Annotated in this window: 21 protein-coding genes; 8 read left to right on the plus strand and 13 right to left on the minus strand. The window is 75.0% G+C overall.

Features of this window, described 5'->3' with window-relative positions:
* Positions 1 to 99 precede the first annotated feature (99 nt).
* Entirely contained in the window at positions 100 to 831 is a 732-nt protein-coding gene (locus QDR37_RS11580; protein WP_279713927.1) for a GMP synthase, read from the plus strand.
* Between the two features lie 66 nt (positions 832 to 897).
* On the opposite strand, the gene QDR37_RS11585 is transcribed toward QDR37_RS11580, so the two are convergent.
* The 3 genes from QDR37_RS11585 to QDR37_RS11595 all read right to left on the minus strand — a co-directional run bounded on the left by QDR37_RS11585 (position 898) and on the right by QDR37_RS11595 (position 3,118).
* A complete protein-coding gene (locus QDR37_RS11585) occupies positions 898 to 1,449 on the minus strand; it encodes an ABC transporter substrate-binding protein (RefSeq protein WP_279713928.1) in 552 nt (183 codons plus the stop codon).
* A gap of 305 nt (positions 1,450 to 1,754) precedes the next feature.
* Entirely contained in the window at positions 1,755 to 2,735 is a 981-nt protein-coding gene (locus QDR37_RS11590; RefSeq protein WP_279713929.1) for an NYN domain-containing protein, read from the minus strand.
* Between the two features lie 2 nt (positions 2,736 to 2,737).
* Positions 2,738 to 3,118 (minus strand): VOC family protein, encoded by a 381-nt coding sequence (locus tag QDR37_RS11595; protein ID WP_279713930.1) that lies wholly within the window; start codon positions 3,116 to 3,118, stop codon positions 2,738 to 2,740.
* A 105-nt stretch (positions 3,119 to 3,223) separates the two neighbouring features.
* Between QDR37_RS11595 and QDR37_RS11600 the strand changes: the two genes are divergently transcribed.
* Positions 3,224 to 4,849, plus strand: coding sequence for a sialidase family protein (locus QDR37_RS11600; protein WP_279713931.1), 1,626 nt, complete (start codon positions 3,224 to 3,226; stop codon positions 4,847 to 4,849).
* Positions 4,850 to 4,898: 49 nt separating this feature from the next.
* Here the strand turns inward: QDR37_RS11600 and QDR37_RS11605 are convergent, their stop codons facing one another.
* The gene (locus tag QDR37_RS11605; protein WP_279713932.1) at positions 4,899 to 5,975 is read right to left on the minus strand and encodes a beta-eliminating lyase-related protein; all 1,077 of its coding nucleotides are present in this window, start codon (positions 5,973 to 5,975) and stop codon (positions 4,899 to 4,901) included.
* Positions 5,976 to 6,005: 30 nt separating this feature from the next.
* Between QDR37_RS11605 and QDR37_RS11610 the strand changes: the two genes are divergently transcribed.
* Positions 6,006 to 7,316, plus strand: a complete 1,311-nt coding sequence (locus QDR37_RS11610) for a GNAT family N-acetyltransferase (RefSeq protein WP_279713933.1) — start codon at positions 6,006 to 6,008, stop codon at positions 7,314 to 7,316.
* 7 nt (positions 7,317 to 7,323) lie between these two features.
* On the opposite strand, the gene QDR37_RS11615 is transcribed toward QDR37_RS11610, so the two are convergent.
* The 3 genes from QDR37_RS11615 to QDR37_RS11625 all read right to left on the minus strand — a co-directional run bounded on the left by QDR37_RS11615 (position 7,324) and on the right by QDR37_RS11625 (position 11,357).
* A complete protein-coding gene (locus QDR37_RS11615; protein ID WP_279713934.1) occupies positions 7,324 to 9,024 on the minus strand; it encodes a serine/threonine-protein kinase in 1,701 nt (566 codons plus the stop codon).
* A gap of 166 nt (positions 9,025 to 9,190) precedes the next feature.
* Positions 9,191 to 10,420 (minus strand): multidrug effflux MFS transporter, encoded by a 1,230-nt coding sequence (locus QDR37_RS11620; protein ID WP_279713935.1) that lies wholly within the window; start codon positions 10,418 to 10,420, stop codon positions 9,191 to 9,193.
* 112 nt (positions 10,421 to 10,532) lie between these two features.
* The gene (locus QDR37_RS11625) at positions 10,533 to 11,357 is read right to left on the minus strand and encodes an FAD:protein FMN transferase (protein ID WP_279713937.1); all 825 of its coding nucleotides are present in this window, start codon (positions 11,355 to 11,357) and stop codon (positions 10,533 to 10,535) included.
* Positions 11,358 to 11,523: 166 nt separating this feature from the next.
* Here QDR37_RS11625 and QDR37_RS11630 point away from each other — a divergent pair, with 166 nt between their 5' ends.
* Together QDR37_RS11630 and QDR37_RS11635 are read left to right on the plus strand one after the other, a co-directional pair.
* Complete coding sequence (locus QDR37_RS11630; protein ID WP_279713938.1) at positions 11,524 to 12,768, plus strand: GDSL-type esterase/lipase family protein; 1,245 nt, start codon at positions 11,524 to 11,526, stop codon at positions 12,766 to 12,768.
* 90 nt (positions 12,769 to 12,858) lie between these two features.
* Complete coding sequence (locus tag QDR37_RS11635) at positions 12,859 to 14,946, plus strand: protein kinase (protein WP_279713939.1); 2,088 nt, start codon at positions 12,859 to 12,861, stop codon at positions 14,944 to 14,946.
* A gap of 19 nt (positions 14,947 to 14,965) precedes the next feature.
* On the opposite strand, the gene QDR37_RS11640 is transcribed toward QDR37_RS11635, so the two are convergent.
* The 4 genes from QDR37_RS11640 to QDR37_RS11655 form a co-directional block, all read right to left on the minus strand.
* Positions 14,966 to 16,063, minus strand: a complete 1,098-nt coding sequence (locus tag QDR37_RS11640; protein ID WP_279713940.1) for a hypothetical protein — start codon at positions 16,061 to 16,063, stop codon at positions 14,966 to 14,968.
* A 66-nt stretch (positions 16,064 to 16,129) separates the two neighbouring features.
* Positions 16,130 to 16,741: an NTP transferase domain-containing protein gene (locus QDR37_RS11645; RefSeq protein ID WP_279713941.1), complete on the minus strand. Its 612-nt coding sequence runs from the start codon at positions 16,739 to 16,741 to the stop codon at positions 16,130 to 16,132.
* Positions 16,742 to 16,972: 231 nt separating this feature from the next.
* Complete coding sequence (locus QDR37_RS11650) at positions 16,973 to 17,230, minus strand: DUF6458 family protein (protein ID WP_279713942.1); 258 nt, start codon at positions 17,228 to 17,230, stop codon at positions 16,973 to 16,975.
* A gap of 80 nt (positions 17,231 to 17,310) precedes the next feature.
* On the minus strand, positions 17,311 to 17,484 hold the full coding sequence (locus tag QDR37_RS11655) for a hypothetical protein (protein WP_279714903.1): 174 nt from the start codon (positions 17,482 to 17,484) through the stop codon (positions 17,311 to 17,313).
* Positions 17,485 to 17,654: 170 nt separating this feature from the next.
* Between QDR37_RS11655 and QDR37_RS11660 the strand changes: the two genes are divergently transcribed.
* The 3 genes from QDR37_RS11660 to QDR37_RS11670 all read left to right on the plus strand — a co-directional run bounded on the left by QDR37_RS11660 (position 17,655) and on the right by QDR37_RS11670 (position 20,077).
* On the plus strand, positions 17,655 to 18,362 hold the full coding sequence (locus QDR37_RS11660) for an RraA family protein (protein WP_279713943.1): 708 nt from the start codon (positions 17,655 to 17,657) through the stop codon (positions 18,360 to 18,362).
* Positions 18,359 to 19,174, plus strand: coding sequence for a glycosyltransferase family A protein (locus QDR37_RS11665; protein WP_279713944.1), 816 nt, complete (start codon positions 18,359 to 18,361; stop codon positions 19,172 to 19,174). The genes QDR37_RS11660 and QDR37_RS11665 overlap by 4 nt, the downstream gene beginning before the upstream one ends.
* Before the next feature lie 72 nt (positions 19,175 to 19,246).
* Positions 19,247 to 20,077 (plus strand): DUF1206 domain-containing protein, encoded by an 831-nt coding sequence (locus QDR37_RS11670; RefSeq protein ID WP_279713945.1) that lies wholly within the window; start codon positions 19,247 to 19,249, stop codon positions 20,075 to 20,077.
* Between the two features lie 26 nt (positions 20,078 to 20,103).
* Here the strand turns inward: QDR37_RS11670 and QDR37_RS11675 are convergent, their stop codons facing one another.
* Positions 20,104 to 20,235: a hypothetical protein gene (locus QDR37_RS11675; RefSeq protein WP_279713946.1), complete on the minus strand. Its 132-nt coding sequence runs from the start codon at positions 20,233 to 20,235 to the stop codon at positions 20,104 to 20,106.
* Positions 20,236 to 20,341: 106 nt separating this feature from the next.
* Positions 20,342 to 20,470, minus strand: coding sequence for a hypothetical protein (locus QDR37_RS11680; protein ID WP_279713947.1), 129 nt, complete (start codon positions 20,468 to 20,470; stop codon positions 20,342 to 20,344).
* Positions 20,471 to 20,502: the final 32 nt, after the last annotated feature.

A 20,502-nucleotide genomic window follows, 5' to 3' on the forward strand; every position in this document is an offset into this window, starting at 1 on the left:
ACGCCGCAACCGGCCGGCCATCGTTCGACGGCTGCACCATGACGCCGGCGAACGACTCCACGAACAGCCCCGGGGATCGCGTTGCTAGCGTGCTCGTCCGTGTCGTCCGCGCGCTTCCTGCTGCTGCAGGCGCGACCCGAGGACGACGCCCGCACGCGGGAGGCCGCGTCGATGCGCGCCGCCACGCGGCTGGGCGACCGGCTCGACGTGCTCCGGATCGACATCGACCCGCTGCCGGGTGACGCGCTCGACCGCTGGGCCGGGGTGATCACGGGCGGCAGCCCGTACAACGTGACCGACCCCGAGCCCGGCAAAGGCAGCGACCAGCGGCTCGCGGAGCGTCAGCTGCGGCGGCTCGCCGCCGACGCGCTCGCGCGGGACCGGCCCGTGTTCTTCACCTGCTACGGCATCGGCCTGCTCACGCTCGAGCTCGGCGGCACGGTCGACCGGTCGCATCCCGAGATCGCCTCCGCGGCGGAGGAGCGGCTGACCGACGCGGGAGCCGTGGATCCTGTCGCCGGCGAGCTGCCGCCCGTGTTCCAGGCGCTCACCGGGCACAAGGAGTCCGCACCTGAGACGCCGCCGGGTGCGACGCTGCTCGTGACGAACGACGTGTCGCCCGTGCAGCTCTACCGGGCCGGCTCGGTGCTCGCGAGCCAGTTCCATCCGGAGCCGACGCCCCAGGACTTCGTCGAACGCGCCGCGGTCTACGCGGGGCACGGCTACTTCCCTTCAGGAGAGCTGCAGTCGGTCGCCGCCGCGATGCTCCGGGCCGAGGTCACGGCGCCGCGGCGCCTGCTGAGCCGCTTCGTCGAGGTGCACGGAGGCTGACGCGGCAGCACCCGGGGAGCAGGCGCCAGGGCGAGCTCCCCGGGTGCCGGGGTGTGCGGCTTCGGGTCAGAGCCCGAGCAGCTTGTTCAGCAGGGTCGCGAGACCGCCCCCGCCTCCGTTGTTCAGCAGGTTGGCCACCGTGCAGAGCAGGTTGCCGAGGAGGTTGCCCGGACCGGACTGCGCGGTGATCGTCAGGTGCACCTGGCTCAGGTCGACGACGAGCCCGAGCAGATCGAGGTGCAACGGCCCGAGGGTGAGATCGAGCACCTTGCAGCTGCCGCTCGCGAGGGCGCTGGTCACCAGGGTGGTGGCCGCCATGTTGACCGCACTCACCGTGCCCGTCGGGCTGGTCAGAGTACCGACCACGTTCCCGGCCAGAGCGAGCCGCCCGTTCTGGTTGACGAACTTCGTCGGCTGGAAGGTTGCGTTCAGCACGCTGCCGTCGACCGTCGTCCCCGTCACGGGGATCGGCGACGGGACCGACGTCAGCGTCGCCGAGGGTGCCGCTGTGGCGGCTGCGGGCGAGGATGGCGCCGCCGAGGCCGGCACGCCCGCACCGAACACCAATGTGGCGGCGAGAGCGGCGCCTGCGAGTGGCGCGAGGATGTGCTTGATCATGCGATTCCCACTTCCGGTCATGCCGGCGCGCGGATCCTGGCGTGAGGCGTCCGCCGGCAGGAGCCGACCTCCCCTGGCCGGCCCCCGATGGATTCGATCGGTGCAGGGTGCCCCCCGCGCCTGGGAGGGGTGGGAGAGGTTCCGGCGCGAGTCCCGAGTGGATCCGCCGCTCCTCCGCGTGTCGCCGGAGGCGCCTCGCGACCCCTTCCGCATGTCGCGCGGTGGCTCTGGCGTGGCGCGGTACGCATGCCTACCGCGCGATGCCACGGCTACCGCGCGGAGCGGTCAGCCGTGACGCGACCGGTTCAGCGGCCCGACCGTCGGCCCACGGTCTCCTGCTCCTCGGCCTCCGGGGCGGGACCGTCCTTCAGCTTCACGAGCCGCGCGGTGCTGCTCTCGTCGAGGTCGACGAGCTCGCCGCGGGAGCGCAGGAAGTCGGAGAACGACTTGAAGCCGAGCGCCTTCTCGCTGAACGACGGGTCCATGCGCTTCATCTGCGTCTTCACCGCCGAGTTGTGCAGCCACTCGGTGTCGTCCTTCTGGTGCCCGAGACGCATCGCGCGCTGCAGCAGGCCGGTGGCGGCCTCCTGCGGGTCGGACTCCTCGTCCTCCACGCTGTCGACGGGACTGGACGCACGGGTCGCGCGCCGGCGACCGCGCCGCCGGTCCTCGCTCTCCGCCTCGACGGCCTCGGCGACGGCCGTCTTCGGGCGGTGGTCGGGGACGCCGGGCAGGGCGTCGTAGGTGACGAGCTCGTCGCAGGCGGCGCCGAGCGAGCGGCTCGTCGATCCGGCGACGCCGACACCGACGACGTAGCGGCCGAGGCGCTTGCAGCGCTGCGCGAGGGCGATGTAGTCCGAGTCGCCGGCGACGATCACGACGTGCGTGAGGTCGGGCAGCCGGAACATGTCCTCGACCGCGTCGACCGCGAGCCGGATGTCGGCGCCGTTCTTGCCGTACGCGGCGGCGGGGAACAGCTGCACGAGGTCGACGGCGCGACTCACGAGCTGCCCGCGGTAGGCCGCGTTCACGGGCGCCGACCAGTCGGCGTAGGCGCGGGTGAGCACGAGGGTGCCGAACGACGAGGCGAAGTCGATGATCGCGCCGATGTCGACGGTCGCCTGCTCGAGGCGCGTCGCGAACTCGCCCTCGGCCTGCTCGTCGGCGGCGGCGCGCTGCCGATCGCGCTGATAGGCGCTGCGGCCGTGCACCTGGTCGTAGCGACCGATGACGATGTTGTCGAAGTCGAGGTAGACGGCGACGCGCGCCTCGCCCGGCTCGGCCATGATCAGCGCCCTCCGTCCGCGTCGGTCGCCTGCAGGATGAGCCGGTTGCCGTCCGGATCGGGGAACTGCACGTAGCGGCCCCACGGCATCTGCTCGACCGGGCCGACGTCGACGCCGCGCTCGGCGAGCCGGGCCGCGTCGCCGTCGAGGTCGTCCGTCTCGAGCACGAGCCCGCGCAGGGAGCCGGCGGGCATCTCGTCGAACCAGGTGACGAGGGTGATCGCCGTCTCGGCGCTCCGCGGCCGCAGCTGCACCCAGTGCCGGCCGGGCCCCATCGGCTGCTCGCGCACGAGCTCGAGACCGAGGACGTCGACGTAGAAGTCCCGCGCCCTCGCCTGGTCGGTCACGGGTACGGAGAAGAGCTGCACGAAGCGGACGGTCACGGGGAACATCCTGCCGGTCCGTAGTCGGTTGACGGGTCGTTCTACCCGTGCCTAAGGTCCGGATCGAGGCGGCTCACCGGCGAGCCGCTCGAGCGAAGGGTACCCATGTCCTCCCGAACACCCCGCCTCCTGCTCGCGCTCACCACGAGCGCCCTCCTCGTCGCGCTCGGCGCGCCCGCCGCCCACGCCGCGGCGGACGGCGGCGGTGGCGGCGACGACACGAACCCCGTCGACTTCCTGCACAACGTCACCGGTGCCGCGGCGCCCGTCACGGGAGCCGCGCTCGGGCAGGGCGCAGCGACCAAGCCCGGGGTCCCGATCTGCACCACGTCCGGGTCGCCGACCGCGAACGTGAACACCGACTGCGACGGCCAGAACCCGCACAACGAGACGGCGATCGCGGTGAACCCCACGAACGCGAACAACCTGATCGGCGGCGCGAACGACTACCAGCTGCGCTCCAACCCCGGTGGTCACGTGGCCGAGTCGGTCCTGTCCCGCGCCCACGTCACGTTCGACGGCGGCCGCACGTGGAGCGAGTACCCGATCAACGCGAACTCGGCCTACCAGGCGACCGGTGACCCCTCCATCGCGTTCGACGCGACCGGCCACGCCTACTACGCCACGCTGGGCTTCGGGTTCACCGGCGCGAAGGGCGCCACGAACCCCGACATCGTCGTGGCGAACTCCGGAGACGGCGGCCGCAACTGGACGTCCGTCCGGGTGGCATCCGGCAGCGGCAACTCCGGCAGCGTCGGCGACCTGCTCGACAAGGAGTGGATCGCGGCGTGGGGGGCAGGGAACGCGATCGTCAGCTTCGGGGACTTCCGGCAGGCCCAGAAGGGCGCGATCGTCACAGCCCGGATCCACACGACGGTCACGCACGACTACGGCAGGACGTGGTCCGCGCCGGTCGTGGTCTCCGGGCCCCTCGACCAGGCCTTCGTGTCCGTGCCGACCGTGACGAAGGACGGGCGCGTGTTCGTCGCCTTCCTGAACACCGTCGCCTCCGACAACTACCGCGACGACTACGTGGTCTCCGAGGTCAGCCCGGCGACAGGCGCCCTCGTCGCCGGCCCCTTCACCGTGGCGCGCACGATCGACGGCGCGACCGACTACCCCATCGCGTTCGGGCGTCAGACCTACCAGGACAGCCTGTTCCGCTCCTGGGCCGCGGGGAACATCACGAGCGACCCGACGCACCCCGGCCACCTCGCGGTCGTCTGGTCCGACATGCGCAACAGCGTGACGCCGGCACCGGCCGACCCGTACGCCGCGAGGACGAACTCCGACGTGGTCGTCAGCCAGTCGAGCGACTACGGCCGGCACTGGTCGGCGCCGACGGCGCTGGCGCGGGCGAACGACCAGTTCATGCCGTGGGGCGCCTACGACGCGTCGGGCCGGCTGCGCATCGGCGCGTTCGACCGCTCGTACGACTCGGCGAACCACCTGTACGGCTACTCGGTGAGCACCGAGACGACGGCGGGCTCGCTCCGCTTCACCACCACCCTGGTCAGCACCGCCCTGTCCGACCCGACGAAGAACGACCGCTGGTTCGCGGCGACCGCGAACGCGGCCTTCCCGTACGCGACCACGTTCCTGGGTGACTACAGCAACATCGCGGTCACGCCGAGCGGCGTCGCGGCGTACTGGACCGACATGCGCACCAGCGCGACGTTCGGCGGTCGCACCGGCCACGGCGAGGACGCGTACTTCGGCGTCACCCGCTAGCCGGACGATCGAGGAGGGGTGCCCGCGAGCGACCGCGGGCACCCCTTCGTCATCGCGGCGTGACGAGGCGTGCGAGCACGCCCGCGACCTCGTCCGCGGTCATCGCGCAGGTCGCGTCGCCGATCGCCAGCTCGACGCGCTGCACGGCCGGGTCGGGGGTGCCGCCGGCGCCGCGGAAGGTCCAGACCCCGTCCTCCTCGGCGAGGCGGCGGATGCGCTCCTCGACGGCCTCGGCCGGCGCCTCGAGCAGGAGATGCAGCATGGGGGTCTGCGGCGGGTCCGGCACGACACGGATCCCCGGCACCGGCCGTACGGCGTCGGCGATCGCCCGCGCCTGCTCGAGGTAGCGCGGCATGCGCGGCAGCCGCTCGCGCAGCAGGCCGAGGGCCGACGCCGCCGCGGGCCACAGCCCGTACAGGGTGCCGCCGAGCCGCCGCCGCCACTCGCGCACCTCCGCGACGACGTCCTCCTCGCCGGCCACGCAGCACCCGGCCAGCGCGCCGATGCCCTTGTAGAACGACACGTAGACCGAGTCGAAGAGCGCGGCGATCTCGGCCGGTGGCCGCTCGTAGCCGGCCGACGACTCCCAGAGGCGGGCGCCGTCGAGGTGCGCCGCCGCGCCCCGCGACCTCGCCCAGCCCACCTGCGCCTCGAGCGCGTCGAACGGCGGCTGCTCGCCGCCGAGATCGCGCTGCGGCAGCTCGATCAGCAGCGCCGCGGGCGGTTCGGCGACGGCCTCGAGATCCGCGAGCGCGATCAGCCGGTGCGCCTCGCCGACCGGGCGGCCGATCAGGCCGTGCAGCCGCTCGAGCGCCTGCTCCTCGTGGCGGGCGAGGTGGCACATCGGGTGGTACAGCACGGTGCGCCGCGCTCGCCGGTCGGCGTGCACGCGCAGCACCGCCTGCTGCGCCATGATCCCGCTCGGCAGGAACACCGCGGCGGGCTTGCCGAGCAGCGCGGCCACCTCCGCCTCGAGCTCCGCGACGACGCCGCCGTCGCCGTAGGTGTCGACGGCGGTGTCGGGCGCGATCCCGGCGAGCAGCGACGCGGCACGGACGGGGCCGTGCCCGTTCACGAAGCGGGTGCAGCGGTCGCGGAGGGCGTCGGCTTCGGCGGCGTCGAGCATGCGCCTCAGTCTGGCCCGTAGCCTCGGGGAGTGAGCGACCCCCTGCTGTCCCTGCCGCCGGACCCCGAGGCGTCCGCCGCCCTCGCCGCGCAGGGCCTCCGGCTCGAGCTCGTGGACCCCGGCGACGCGCCCGCTGTCCGTTCCTGGCTCGAGGCCGACGCCCGCGGCTTCACCGACCCGGCGCCGACCGACGAGTCCGTCGCCGAGCAGTACGAGGACCGCCGCCTGCGCCGCACCCTCGCGGTCGTCGACGACGACGCGCCGGAGCCCGTGGTCGGCACGATCGGCGTGTTCCCGGCCGAGCTGACCGCGCCCGGCCCCGCTCCGGTCGGCGCGTGGGCGATCACGTCGGTGAGCGTCGCGGCGACCCACCGCCGCCGCGGCATCGCCCGGCAGCTGCTCGAGGCGGAGCTGCGCACCGCCGTGCGGGCCGGTCTGCCGCTCGCGATCCTCACGGTCTCCGAGGCCACGATCTACAGCCGCTACGGCTTCGGGCCTGCGGTCCGCGTGGCCGCCCTCACGATCCGCACGAAGCGGATCCGCTGGACCGGGCCTGCACCAGCCGGCCGCGTCCGGTACGTCGGCCGTGACGCGCTGCTCGCCGACGTCCCCGGGATCTTCGATGCGGCGAGGCGTCGCACCCCGGGCGAGCTCGACCTCGGCGGCCTGCTCCTCACCGGGCTGCTCGGCCGGCCCTCGGAGGGCGACCGGACGCGGGAACGCCGCTTCGTGCGCTACGACGACGAGGCCGGGGCGCCGCAGGGCTACTGCTCGTACCGCATCGAGCCGAACCTCGACGACTTCGCCGACGGCACCCTGCACGTGATCCACCTCGTCGCCGCGACCGACGACGCGTACGCGGCGCTGTGGCGCTTCCTGCTCGAGCACGACCTCGTGGGTCGCATCGAGGCGCGGCTGCGCAGCGTCGACGAGCCGCTGCGCTGGATGGTGTCGGACCAGCGCGCGATCCGCCAGACCGAGCAGGACCACCTCTGGGTACGCGTGCTCGACGTCCCGGGCGCGCTCGGCGCCCGGGGGTACGCGGCGACCGGACGCCTGGCGCTCGACGTCGACGACCCCGACGGGTACGCGGCCGGACGGTGGCTGCTCGAGGTGGGGGAGGACCGCACCGGGAGGGCCCGGCAGATCGCTGCGGTGCCGGACGGGGTGCCGTCGCTGGCGCTCGACGCGCCGGCGCTCGGCTCGCTGCTGCTCGGCGGTGTGCCGGTCGACACCCTCACGCGCGCCGGCGTGGTGCGGGAGGGGCGGCCGGGCGACGCCGCACGCGCCGACGTGCTGCTCCGATCGCCGCGGACCCCCGTGCTCGGCGAGTGGTTCTAGCGCGCCGTCACTGAGGGGCCGACGCCGACGGGGTCGCGCCGCCCGAGCCGTGCGGCCCCGGGCCGGGCTGCACGCCGCCGGGCACCCGCTTCTTGCCGGGCTTCGTAGGTGTGGGTGTGGGCGTCGGGGTGGGCGTCGCGGTCGGCGTGGGCGTGGGCGTCGGGGTGGGCGTGGGGGTTGGTGTCGGCGTGGGTGTGGGCGTCGGGGTGGCCGTCGCGGTCGGCGTGGGCGTCGGCGTCGCTGTGCGCGTCGGGCTGCTCGTCGGGCTGCTCGTCGGCGACGTGGACGGGGAGGACGACGTCGTGGTCGTGGAGGCCACCGGTGCGGGCGGCGCGGCCGCGGCGGGGCTCGACGGGGCTCGACTCGGCGCCCGTCGGGGTGCGCTCGCCGTCGGCGCTGCGCTGGTCGGGAGCGCGGACGGCGAGACGGTCCCGGGCCCGGCGGTGGCGCCGGACCCGGCCGGGACGGTGCCGCCCGCGGTGGCCGGGCTCGTGACCGGCAGCACCGCGAGCGGGTTCTGCAGGGCCGAGGCGGAGACGATGAGCCCCACTGACGCGACCACGGCGACCGAGAGGGCGCCGATGCCGGCGGCGACGAGCGGTGAGCGCCGGTGCGGCTCGGAGGCCTCGTCGCTGCGCGACCGGTCGCCGGCGATCAGCGCGGCGAAGGCGCCGTCGTCGGCGGTGGCCGGGGCACCGTCGAACATCGCCGCGGCGGCGGGCAGCGCGGCGGCCGCGGCGGGCGCGGGAGCGAGCGGCGGCACGGGCAGCAGCGGCACCGGCGCGGTGTCCGTGGACTCGCCGCCGGTCATCCCGCCCGCGAGCTCGCCGTGCAGCGCCTCCGCGACCTCCGCGGCGCTCGGCCGGGCAGCCGGATCCGTCGCGGTCATCCGCGCGAGCAGCGCGGCGAGCCCGGGGGAGGCGTGCAGCGGCAGCGGCGGTGGTCCGGACAGCCGCGCGACGGCGGCCTCGGCGGCGGCACCCGGGAAGGCGCGGGCGCCGCTCACCACCTCCGCCAGCACGAGGCCCAGCGAGTAGACGTCGCTCGCGGGCCCGGCGCTCTCGCCCCGCACCTGCTCGGGGCTCAGGTATGCCGCGGTCCCCACGATCGAGTCGGCGGTCGTGATCCGCGACGGGTCGATCGCGCGCGCGATGCCGAAGTCGGTGAGCTTCGCGGTGATGCCGGTGCGCTCGATCTCGTCGTCGGACAGCACCAGGATGTTCGCGGGCTTCACGTCGCGGTGCACGACGTCCCGCGCGTGCAGGATCGCGAGGGCGCCGGCGATGTCGGCGGCGATGCGCCGACCGAGGTCGGGCTTGAGCGGCCCCCGCTGCAGCAGCGAGCCGAGGTCCCGCCCGTCGACGAGCTCCATGACGAGGTACCGCATCGGCGAGCCGACCGGGGACGCGTCGAGCACCGACACGACCGACGGGTGGTCGACCCCAGCGAGCAGCCGGGTCTCGCGAGTGGTGCGCTGGGGGTCGACCGCCTCGGCGAGGTCGGCGCGGAACACCTTGACGGCGACGGCGCGGCCGAGCCTCAGATCGGTCGCCTCGAACACCCGCGCCATGCCGCCGGTGCCGATCTCGTCGCCGAGGCGGTAGCGGCCGCCGAGCACGACGCCCGGGGCGGGTCGCTCCGCACGTCGGTCGGTGCCGCGGCGGTGCGCGCGGTGCTGCGCGCCGGACTGGTCCGGATCGGTCGTCATCAGGTCCCCCTCCCGCTGCTCCGGTCCACCGGCTGCCGAACGCCGAGCCCGGCATCGGATCTCTGGGCGACGCGTGACGCAGCGGGGAGGGAGCGGCGCCGGGGGACGGCCGCCATCCTCGCCGTGCGGGACGGCGTGCGCCAGCCCCCGAATCCCACCGCTGTCATCACGCGCCGATCGGGGGTACCGTGCGCGGCCGGACGAGCACCCACAGCGCGGCGACCGCGACCGCGGCCGTGCAGGTCATGACGATCCCCATCGGCCGTGCGGAGGCGATGCCGAGCAGGCCGACGAGCGGCGAGAGCAGCCCCGCGAAACCGAAGTTCACCGCCCCGAGCAGGCTCGCGGCGGTGCCCGCCTCCTCGCCGTGGTGCGCGAGCCCGAGCACCGAGACGCAGGGGAACGCGAAGCCGCAGGCGGCGACGAAGCACCAGAGCGGCACGAGCACGGCCGGCAGCGGCGCACCCGCGCCGCCGACGAGGAGGATCGTCCCGCCGCTCAGCAGCTGCACGGCCGTCGTCACGACGAGCACCCACTGCGGACCCGTGCGGCGCATCAGCCGGGCGGAGAGCTGCGAGCCCACGATGATCCCGACCGAGTTGGTCGCGAAGAGCAGCCCGAAGAGCTGCGGCGTGAGGCCGTACACCTCCTGGAAGAGGAACGACGAGGTCGACAGGTAGGCGAAGAGGCCGCTGAACTGCATGCCCCCGAGCAGCGCCGCACCGACGAACACCCGGTCGGTGAGCACGGCGCGGTAGCGGCGTCCGATCGTGTCGTGCCCGGCGGAGCCGCGCGTCGACGCGGGCCGGGTCTCGCCGATGCGGGCCGCGGCGAGCGCGAGGGCGGCCGCGCCGTAGACCGCCAGGCTCACGAAGAGGCCTCGCCAGTCGAGCACGCGGAGCAGCTGCGAGCCGATGAGCGGCGCGACCACCGGCGCCGCTCCCGAGACGAGCCCCATGCGGGCGAGCATCTTCACGAGCGCCCGGCCGGCGAACAGGTCGCGCACGGTCGCCTGTGCGACGACCCCGCCGCCCGCGGCGCCCGCGCCCTGCAGCACGCGGAGCACCGCGAGCACCGTCACGGTCGGGGCCACCGCGGCGAGCAGGCACGAGGTCACGTGCAGCGCCGCCATGACGAGCAGCGGCACCCGCCGGCCGACCCGGTCGCTCCAGGGCCCGACGAGCAGCTGGCCGACCGCGAAGCCGAGGATCGTGCCCGAGAGCGTCAGCTGCACGGCGACGTCGCTCACCTGGAACGAGCGCCGCACCGACGGGAACGCGGGCAGGTACAGGTCGATCGTGAACGGGCCGAGCGCGACGAGCAGCCCGAGGATCACGATCGTGGCGGTGCGGCGCCGCGAGGGCATGGCCTCGCCGGGGGACGCGGCACCGGTCACTTCGGGCTCCTCGGGCGGACGGTGACGCAGCGGCGCACCGGGGGAGGGCTGCCGGAGCGCAACGCGAGGGAACCGGCGGACGCCTCGAGCCTAGAGGTCCATCCGTCGCCGCCTAGCGGACGCCGGGCAGCGGCGGCGCCGCGGGCAGGGCGCGGATCGGCACGGGGGACCCCGTGGGGAAGCCCGCGGTGCGGACCGTGCGGCCGTCGAGGGTGATGACGAGGGCCTCGAGCCCGGGCTGCGCCGCGAGCCAGGCCGCCGCGTCGTCGCCGAGGGCGAACGCGGCCGTGGACCAGGCGTCCGCGGTGGCGAGGTCCGTGGCGCAGACCGTCACCGAGGCGGGTCCGGTGGCTGCGAGCCCGGTGCGGGGGTCGCGCAGGTGGGCGCCGCGCTCGTAGGTGCCGGACGTCGCGACGGCGAGATCGGTGCCCTCGACGAGCGTCGCGAGCGCGCCGCGCTCGAAGGGGTGCTGGATGCCCACCCGCCAGCGGGCGCCCGGGCCGGGACGGCCTCGGGTGAGCACGTCGCCGCCCGCGTTCAGGCTGAAGTCCGTCACTCCGTGCTCGGCGAGCAGCAGTGCGGCACGGTCGACCGACCAGCCTTTCACGCAGGCGGACGGGTCGAACCAGCCGTCCGCGGGGGTCGCGTCGAAGAGGCCGCCCGTCGCGCGTGCGAGTGCTTGGCACGCGGCGATCACCGCCCGGAGGTCGGGGCTCGGCTCGGCGACCTCGCCCCGTGAGAACCGCCGCACCTCGCTGTCCTCCCGGTAGGTGCTGAAGCGGGCGTCGACCTCCTCGAACCAGCGTCGCGCCGCGGCGACGGCGCCGGCGTGGTCGCCGCCACCGCGCAGGTCGTACGACACGACGGTGCCCATGACGTGCTGCACCGCTCTCGTGGGCTCGGGCCCGCTCGTCCCGGGGCGCACCGACTCGATCACGGCCTGACGATACGAACCGCAGCGGCCTCGGTCCTCGGCACCGTCCATGAGCCCGCCATGAGGCGTGCGGCGACCCCTGGTGGGCGCCGATCGGCCTGTCACGGCGGTGCGGCGACGCCCGGATGGTTCAGTGGTCCGACGCCGGGAACGGCAGGAAGGACTCTCGATGCCCACCGGCGCCCTGCGCGTGCTCGCCAAGCTCTGGTACCTGAAGACCTTCGCCGCCGGCTCGACGGCGCCCCAGCCGATGGACGCGCCCACGTACCGGTCGCCCGGGGCGGATCCGCTGCGGGTGCTGCTGCTCGGCAACGGCCCGGTGCACGGCTGGGGCGTGCTCACGCACCAGCTCGCGCTGACCGGCGCGCTCGGCCGCGCCCTCGAGCGGGGGACCGGCAGGCCCGTCGACGTCGACCTCGTCGGCGAGGAGACGATGAGCCTCGCCGCCGCCTCGTCCTGGCTCGGGGAGCGCCCCCTCGAGGGCGTCGACCTCGTCGTCCTCGTGGCCGGGATGAACGACGCGGTCCGGTGGACCCCCGTCGACCAGTGGCGGCGCGACCTCGTCGCGCTCCTCGACCTGCTGCAGGCGCGCTGCGCCCCCGCCGCCGAGCTCGTGGTCGCGGGCATCCAGCCCGTGCGCTCCGTGCTGCCCTACGACTCGCTGTACGGATCGTTCGGGCAGCGGGTCGCCGACCGGTTGAACACCACGACCCGCGAGGTGGTCGGCGGCCTCGAGCGCGCCGTGTACCTCGAGCTGTCGCCGGGGCGCACCGAGCTGGGGCGTCCCCTCGGCTCGCCGAAGGTCTACGACGCCTGGGCGGACGAGCTCGCGGCGGCCGCCGCGCCCGCGCTCGCCCGCGCCGCCGCGGTGCGCACCGCACCCGCTCCGGCGGTGCCCGAGCCGGGCTGGGACTGGGCCGGTGCCGTCCGCGTGATCGACGAGGCGCCCGATGGCGGCTGGCCCGAGCTGCGACGCCTCATCGACGCCGCGAAGAAGGAGTTCGGGGCCGACCTCGCGTACGTGAGCCTGCTGTCCGACGAGCGCCAGGTGTTCGCCGCGACCACCGGCCCCCGGCCCCGGTCCGTGCCGCGCGCCCTCAGCCACTGCGATGTCACGGTGCGGCAGGACGAGCTCCTGATCGTGCCGAACTCGTTCGACGACCCGCGGTTCCGCGACAGCCCGCTCATCGACTTCACGCAGATGCGCTTCTACGCCGGCCTCCCGCTGCACTCGGCGTCCGGCGAGGCCGTCGGCACGTTCTGCGTCGGCAACGTGCGCCCCCGTTCCGCGTCGGTCATCGATCCCGCCCGGTTCGGCGAGTACGCCCGCGCCGCCGAGGCCGAGCTGCGGCGCCTCGAGCGCGAGGCCGTGACGGACCCGGACGCCGAGGTCGTGGCGCTGCCCGGAGGCTGACCGAGGGTCACCACCATCTGAGGGTCTCCTGGATGCGCGCTCGTGATCCCGCCGTAGGATCGGCCGATCAGCGACACCAGGAGGGCCGAGGTGACTGCCCCCGCTGCGCTCCTCGGCGGGCGCTACCGCCTGGAGCGGCGCATCGGCACCGGTGGCATGGGCGTCGTCTGGGAGGCCTGGGACCAGCTGCTCGAGCGCCCGGTCGCGGTCAAGCGGCTGCGCACCGAGGTCGGCGTCTCCGACCAGGAGGCCGAGCTCGCGAAGAACCGCGCCATGCGCGAGGCGCGCATCAGCGCCCGGCTCCACCACCCGCACGCGGTGCTCGTCTTCGACGCGATCGAGCAGGACGGCCAGCCGTGCCTGATCATGCAGTACCTGCCGTCGGTGCCCCTGTCGGCCGTGCTGCACGAGCGCGGTCACCTGCCGCTCGCCGACGTCGCCCGCATCGGCGCCCAGATCGCGTCGGCGCTCGCCGCGGCCCACGCGCTCGGCATCGTCCACCGCGACGTGAAGCCGGGCAACGTGCTCATCGCCGACGACGACGGCCGCGCGATGATCAGCGACTTCGGCATCGCCCACGCCCTCGGCGACGCGTCCCTCACCTCGACCGGGCTCGTGCACGGCACCCCGGCCTACCTCGCACCCGAGGTGGCGCGGGGCGATGAGTCGACGTTCGCCGCCGATGTCTTCTCGCTCGGCTCCACCCTCTACGCCGCCGTCGAGGGCGCGCCGCCGTTCGGCTCCGACGGGAACTCGATCGCCACGCTCCACCGCGTCGCGCTCGGCGACTTCCCCCCGCCCGCCCGTGCCGGCGTGCTGACCGACCTGCTCCACGCGATGATGGCGGGGGAGCCGGACGAGCGGCCGACGATGACGCAGGTGGCGACCCGGCTCGGCGCGCTGCAGGCGCAGATCGGCACCGTGGGCGACACGCCCACCGTCCCGCTGCTGCCGGTCACCCTGCCCGACGCCGACGGGGTCGACCCGTCCCATCCGACGACGGCGCTGCCGGTCGAGCCCGCGGTGCTCCCGAGCGACGCGGGGGCGCCGGACGAGGGCGAACCCGCCGGTGCGGCGATGCCCGCCGCAGCCGTCGCCGAGCCCGTGCCCGCCGAGCAGTCGCAGCCGGTCGGGGAACCGGACGCGGTGGACGAGCCGCACCCGGTCGAGGAGCCGGAGCAGGTGGACCAGCCGGAGCCGGCCGTCGAGCGCGAGCCGGACCTCGAGGAGCCGGAGGGCGAGCCGGAGGCCCTCGCCGAGACCGGGAAGCGGCGCGGGATCCGCGGCCGGGATGCAGCCGTGGTCGGGGGAGCCGGGCTCGCCGCCGCGGCCCTGCTCGCGGACCCCGTGCACGCCGACCCCGTGCACGCCGAACCCGCGCACGCCGAACCCGCCCGCGCTGAACGCGTCCGGGCCGAGCCGGCCCGCGCCGGGCGCGCTGCGGCCACCCCGGCACTGCTCGCCGACCCGCCGGCGAGCGAGCCGTCCGTCGCCGACGGCGGCGGACCCGGCGATCCCTCGGGCGCCGTCCCGGCGGACGACCCTCGAGCACGCCGCACGGCCCTGCTGGTGCTCGCCGCGGCCGCAGCGGTGGTGATCGCGCTCTCGCTGCTGGTGCCGGCCATCCTCTCGAACCGGCGGACGGCGAGCCCGCCGGCCCCCACGACGCAGCGGAGCGCGCCGACCAGGCAGGACTCGGCGCCGCCGACTCCGAGCCGGTCGAGCAGCCCCTCGGCGACGCCGAAGCCGACCGCCACGACCGCACCGAGGCCGGTCCCCACGTCGACGGCTGCCTCCTCCGCGCCGTCGAGCGCGCCGCCCGCCACGTCCGCGCCGGTGTCGGGCTCGCCGACCTCCGCGCAGCTCGCCGCCGCGATCACGACGTACTACTCGCTCGTCCCCCGGAACCTCGACGCGGCGTGGCCGCGGATGACCGCGGACTACCAGCAGAACCACGCGGGCGGCCGCGCCGCGTACGACGCGTTCTGGGCACCGGTCGACCGGGTGTCGGTGCGCGACGTGTCCGGTTCCGCGCCGGACACGGCGCAGGCCACCGTCGTCTACTACTACGACAGCGGCCGGGTGACGACCGAGGTCACGTCGTACCGGCTCGTGCCGCAGGACGGGATCCTCAAGATCGCCGGCTCGGACGTCCTGTCGAGCTCGTCGACGGGCTGACCGACCCGCCCGGCGACCGTCAGGGGATCCGGTGCCCGGCGCTCGTCGCCGATGCGCGGGAGTAGCCCGCCTTCGTGCCCGTGACACGCACCGAGACCACCGCGCCTCGGTCGCTCTGGTGCACGTAGTAGGAGCGGCTCGTGGCGCCGCGCACGTCCGTGCCGTTCCGGCGCCACTGGTACGTCAGGGACGTGCCGGCGGGCCACGCACCGGCCGAGGCGCTGAGCCACGTGCCCGCGGCGGCGGTGCCGCGGACGACGGGCGTCGGCCCGTGCAGCACGGCGCAGGCGACGTCGGAGTCGATCTGCGCGCCGTCCGGCAGGTACTGGGTGACCGCGATGCGGCCACCGCGGGTGAGCGGGGCGCCCGCGCAGGCCTTCATCGCCTCCCAGTGGGTGTACGCGCCGGCCAGCCAGCTCGGCAGCCAGGTCAACGGACTGGTCCACGGCACGGTGCCCACGACGTCGGCCCAGTCGGTGCGGAGGGCGTAGAGCCCGACCTTCATGCCCGCCGTCTGGAACCCGGCCGTCATGCCCTCGAGGACCGCACGGTTCGCGGTGCGGTCGCGGCTCCACGTGTTCGCCGCCTCGACGTCGAGCCACCACGTCAGTCCCGGCTTCGCGAAGCCGCCGGCCTTCAGCACGTCCTGCTCGGCGAGCGACCAGCCGTAGACGAAGGCGCAGGCCGCCCCCGCCCGGTGGGTGCAGGTGCCGTTCGGGTTCGAGAGCCTCGTGCCGGCCTTCGTCGTGTTCGAGGAGGGCCACCAGCTCGCCGCGAGACCCGGGTTCGCCGTGTTCACGTAGACCGACCATGCCGGCGCGGTCGTGTCGCCGGCGGCCTCCGCCGCCCAGGAGAGCTCCGCGCGCAGGCAGGGGTTCGTCGAGGTCGCGACGCCGCCGTTCACGCCGACGACCGCGAACGCCGGCGTGCCCGTGAGCGATCCGGCGACCGTGCCGCCGTGCCCGTCGCACTGCGGGTACGACACGTCCGCACCGATGGTCCTCGCGGTCGTGGTGCTCGTCCCGGCGACCGGAGCGGCCTGCGCGGCAGCGGGGGCGCAGACCACCGCGGCGAGGGCCCCGAGAGCGGCGAGGAGCAGGGAGGCGCGGCGCTTCACCCGGCCAGTGTGGAAGCGCGTCCCCCGTCTGCGGGGGTGCCCCGCCGCGGACGCGCGAAGCCGCGGTCAGACCCGCGCGGGCAGCACCCGGGCCGGATCGATCCCGTGCTCGACGAGGTCGACCGGGGTGTCGATGTCGGCGCAGAGGTAGCCGAAGAGACGGACGGGCTGGACCGCGAGGCGCGGGAGGATGCCGCGCAGCTTGCGGCCCGGGGTACCGGCCTCGCGGCGCGCCTCGGCGATCGCGCGCGCGAGCGCCTCGGTCCGGTAGACGGCGAGCAGCGCGTGCGGCTCGCCGCCCGGGTCGACGGCGACCCACGCCTCCGCGTCGGTCGACGGGGCGACGGACGCGAGCACCACCGCGAGCGCGTCGTCGGCGCGGGGCTGATCGGCGGCGACCACCGCGGTCATCGGAGCGGCCCACGGGGCGAGCGCCGCGAGGCCCGTCTCGACCGCAGAGGGCGTGCCGGCGTACGGCTCCGTGTCCTGCACCGCGCGGACGCCGGCGGGCAGGTCCTCGCGCTGCGGTCCGACCACGACGCGGGCCGCGGCGTGCTCGGTGGCGGCGAGCGCGATGTCGAGCAGTCGGCGTCCGCGCACCTCGAGCGCGCACTTGTCGATGCCGCCCAGGCGGCTCGCGCGGCCGCCCGTCAGCACGATGGCGTTCCAGTCGATCATCGAAGCCCCCGTCCGTGCGCTGGTCCCGGCCGGCGGCGACGCGGGTGCGCCCGAGCACCGGCCGCGCCGCCGGAAGAGGATCCAGGTCAGCACGGGCCGGGGGCGCCGCACAAGGGCTTCCAGGTGCGGATCCGCTGGGCGTCCGGCACGTCCGCACCGGACCGTGTGCACCGACGGGAACGGCCCCGCCGCCCCTCGCGGGGCGGACGGGGCCGGTGCCGTCTCAGCGGTTCAGCGGACGACGTCGTCCGCGCTGGTGCTGCTGCGCGTCACGCGCTCGCCGGAGGCGGGGTCGACGTCGGACGAGACCGTGGAGACGCTGCGGCGCCCACGGATCGCGAGCAGCAGGCCGACCACGAACACGACGATGCCCGCGACCATCAGGATGTAGCCGACGGTCGAGAGGCTGATGAAGCCGACCGAGACGTGCACGGCGAACGCGAGGATCGCGCCGATCACGAACAGGACGGCACCGGTGCCGATACTCATGGGTTCCTCCTTGTGCTGGGTACGCCGCTCCGGGTCGGGCGGCGGGACCGGCCGGTGGGTGCCGGCCGGGGTCGCTCCTCTTACAGCGTCCGGCGGCCGGTCAGGGCGCGGACGAGGAACAGGATGATCGCGAGCACGAGCAGGATGCCGCCGATCCACAGCAGGAAGTGGAGCGCCGAGCCGACCCCGCCCACGATGAGCAGGATGACCGCGATGACCGCGACGATGATCAGGAGGGTGTTCACGTCCCTCACCAGTCCTTCTTGGGTTCGAGGATGCCGCCGGCGTGGTCGCCGGGACGATGCCGAATGGTGGACCCGCTTCCTGGAGATCACCAGGGAACGTTCGGCCCGTGTGGCGGTGCCTCTCAAGAAGGGGGAGCGGGCGGCGTGGCTAGGGTGACCGCACCGGCCCAGGAGGAGTGATGGATCCGACCACCCTGCGCGAACGCTTCGCGGCGCTGTCGACCGCTCACGTCGCCGACGGCTGCCTCCGCGTCGGGGTCGAGGTGCGCTGCGGACCCGGGCGGGTGCAGCCGGTCGCGCCGGGCATGCGGCTCGCCGGCCGCGTCGCCCCCGCGCGTCACGTCGGCAGCGTCGACGTGTTCCTCGAGGCCTTCGAGCGCGCCGAGCCGGGCGACGTGCTCGTCGTCGACGACGGGGGGCGCGAGGACGAGAGCTGCGTCGGCGACCTCGTGACGCTCGAGGCGGCCGCCGCCGGCTTCGCGGGCATCGTGATCTGGGGCCTGCATCGGGACACCGCCGAGATCCGGTCGATCGGGCTGCCGCTGTTCAGCCTCGGCAGCGTGCCGACCGGGCCGCTGCAGGTGCTCGAGCGATCGCCTGAGGCGATCTCGTCGGCGCGCGTGGGGGAGTGGACCGTCGACGGGCACGACGTGGTGCTCGGCGACGACGACGGGGTCCTCTTCGTCCCCGCCGAACACCTGGAGGCGGTGCTCGACGCCGCGGAGGGCATCCGCGACACCGAGCGACGGCAGGCCGCGCGCATCCGTGAGGGCGTCTCCCTCCGCGACCAGGTGCACCTGCAGGACTACCTGGAGCGGCGGGCCACCGACCCGACCTTCACGTTCCGCGAGCACCTGCGGCGCGTCGGCGGCGAGATCGAGGTGTGAGCGCCCCGGTCCGTGCGCCCCGGATCTCGCTCGTCCTGCCGGTGCGCGACGACGCCGTGCTGCTGCGCCGGTGCCTCGAGGCGGTCGCGACGCTCGACCCCGCGCCGTTCGAGACGATCGTCGTCGACAACGGCTCGACCGACGGCAGCGCGGCGGTCGCGGCCGCGGCGGGAGCGCGTCTGGTCCACGAGCCGCGGCAGGGCATCCTGCCCGCGGCTGCGGCGGGCTTCGACGCGGCCCGGGGGGACGTGCTCGTGCGGTTCGACGCCGACGCGGTGCCGGGGGTCGACTGGCTCGGCCGCATTGCGGACCGCTTCGTGGCCGACCCCGCGCTCACCGGTCTGACCGGGCCCGGCGTCTTCGTCGACCTGCCGCGGCCGCTCGCAGCGCTCGCCGCGTCCTGCTACTACGGCCTGTACTTCGGCCTCGTCGGCGGGCTGCTGCTCGGGCGGGTGCCCCTCTACGGCTCGAACCTCGCGATCCGGGCGGAGGCGTGGCGTGCCGTCCGCGACGTCGTGCATCGCGAGGACCCGGACGTGCACGACGACCTCGACCTCACCGTGCACCTCGGGGCGACGGCGCGCATCCGGTTCGACCTCGGGGCGGCCGTCGCGGTGTCGTCGCGCGCGGTGCTCTCGGGCAGCCGGCTCCGCAGCGCCGCGCAGCGGACGCGGCACACGGTGCGCCTGCACCCGGAGGCGTTCCGCGCCACGCTCGCGGGTCGCCTGCTCGGCCCGTTCCTCGGCCTCGGGCGCGTCGGAGCGCTCGTCCCGCCGTGGGAGGGCGTCCAGCGCTCCCTGAGTGAACCCTGAGAGTTGCCCTCAGGAACGGGGGCGGAGGCCTCCGGCTCCGCCATCATCACGACGAGAGAAGGGAGCGAGGCCATGCCGCAGCCGCAGCAGGTCCAGCAGCAGGCCGAGCAGGGTGCCAGCGCCGCGAAGCGCAACCCGGCGTTCCAGGCCGCCGCCAGGACCGGTTTCGCCGTGTCCGGGCTCATCCAGCTGCTCGTCGGCGTCTTCGCACTCCAGATCGCCACCGGCGGGACGTCGGGCGGCAGCCCGGACCAGACGGGCGCCTTCTCCGGCATCGCCAAGGCCCCGGGCGGCGCGGTGCTGCTCTGGATCGCCGTCCTCGGCTCGTTCGCCCTGGCCGTCTGGTACGCCGTCGACGGTGCGCTCGTGAGGAACCCCGACGCGAAGAAGCGGTGGACGGAGCGCGGGAAGGACTGGGCGAAGGCGCTCCTCTACCTCGTGATCGCCTTCACCGCGCTGCGCTTCGCGACCGGTTCGGGGTCGAACGCGTCGTCGAGCTCGAAGAAGGGCAGCGCCGACGTGCTCTCGCTGCCCGGTGGCCCGGTGCTGCTGCTGCTCGTGGCGCTCGTCGTCGTCGCCATCGGTGTCGGGCTGGCCGTCAAGGGCATCAAGCGCGGCTTCGAGAAGGACATCGACGTGCCCTCCGGGCAGTGGCACCGGCCCGTGGTCGTGCTCGGCGAGGCCGGCTACATCGCCCGCGGCGTGGCCGTCGTGGGCGTCGGCGTGCTGCTCGCCATCGCCGCGCTCACGACCGACCCGAAGAAGGCCACGGGGCTCGACGGGTCGATCCACGCGATCGCGCACGCGCCCGCCGGCGGGATCGCGCTCGTCGTCATCGCGATCGGCTGGATCGCCGCGGGGCTCTACGGCTTCGTCCGCGCGGCGCGAGCGCGCATGGACTGACCGGGGTCGCTGATCCGGTCTCGGACTCAGACCTCGGTCGCCCCGCAGAGCGGGCAGCGCCAGCCGACGATCGTCGCCGTCATCCGCATGCCGTCCGCGGCGCAGACGGGGATGCTCCACGTGGACGCAGCGGGCGCCGGGGTCGCGATCGGGCTCATGGCCTCCACCCTGCTGCGCGCCGCTGACACAGCTCCGGGCACCGGACAAGAACTCGCCCGGCATCCGCTGCGCACGCGCTCGGTGCGCGGCGGGCGGCCCGCTCGATCAGGCGGCGGACGGCAGCGCGAAGGCGCCGCAGAACGAGCAGCGCCAGCCCATGATCGTCGCGGTCATGCGGGTGCCGTCGGCGAGGCAGCTGGGTACGTCGGGGGTTCCGTGAACGTCGTCGGTCACGGGTCCAGCATCGCACCGTTCCGCGGATCCAC

Source organism: Amnibacterium sp. CER49 (genome assembly GCF_029846255.1).
In the GTDB taxonomy this organism is placed as follows: Bacteria; Actinomycetota; Actinomycetes; order Actinomycetales; family Microbacteriaceae; genus Amnibacterium.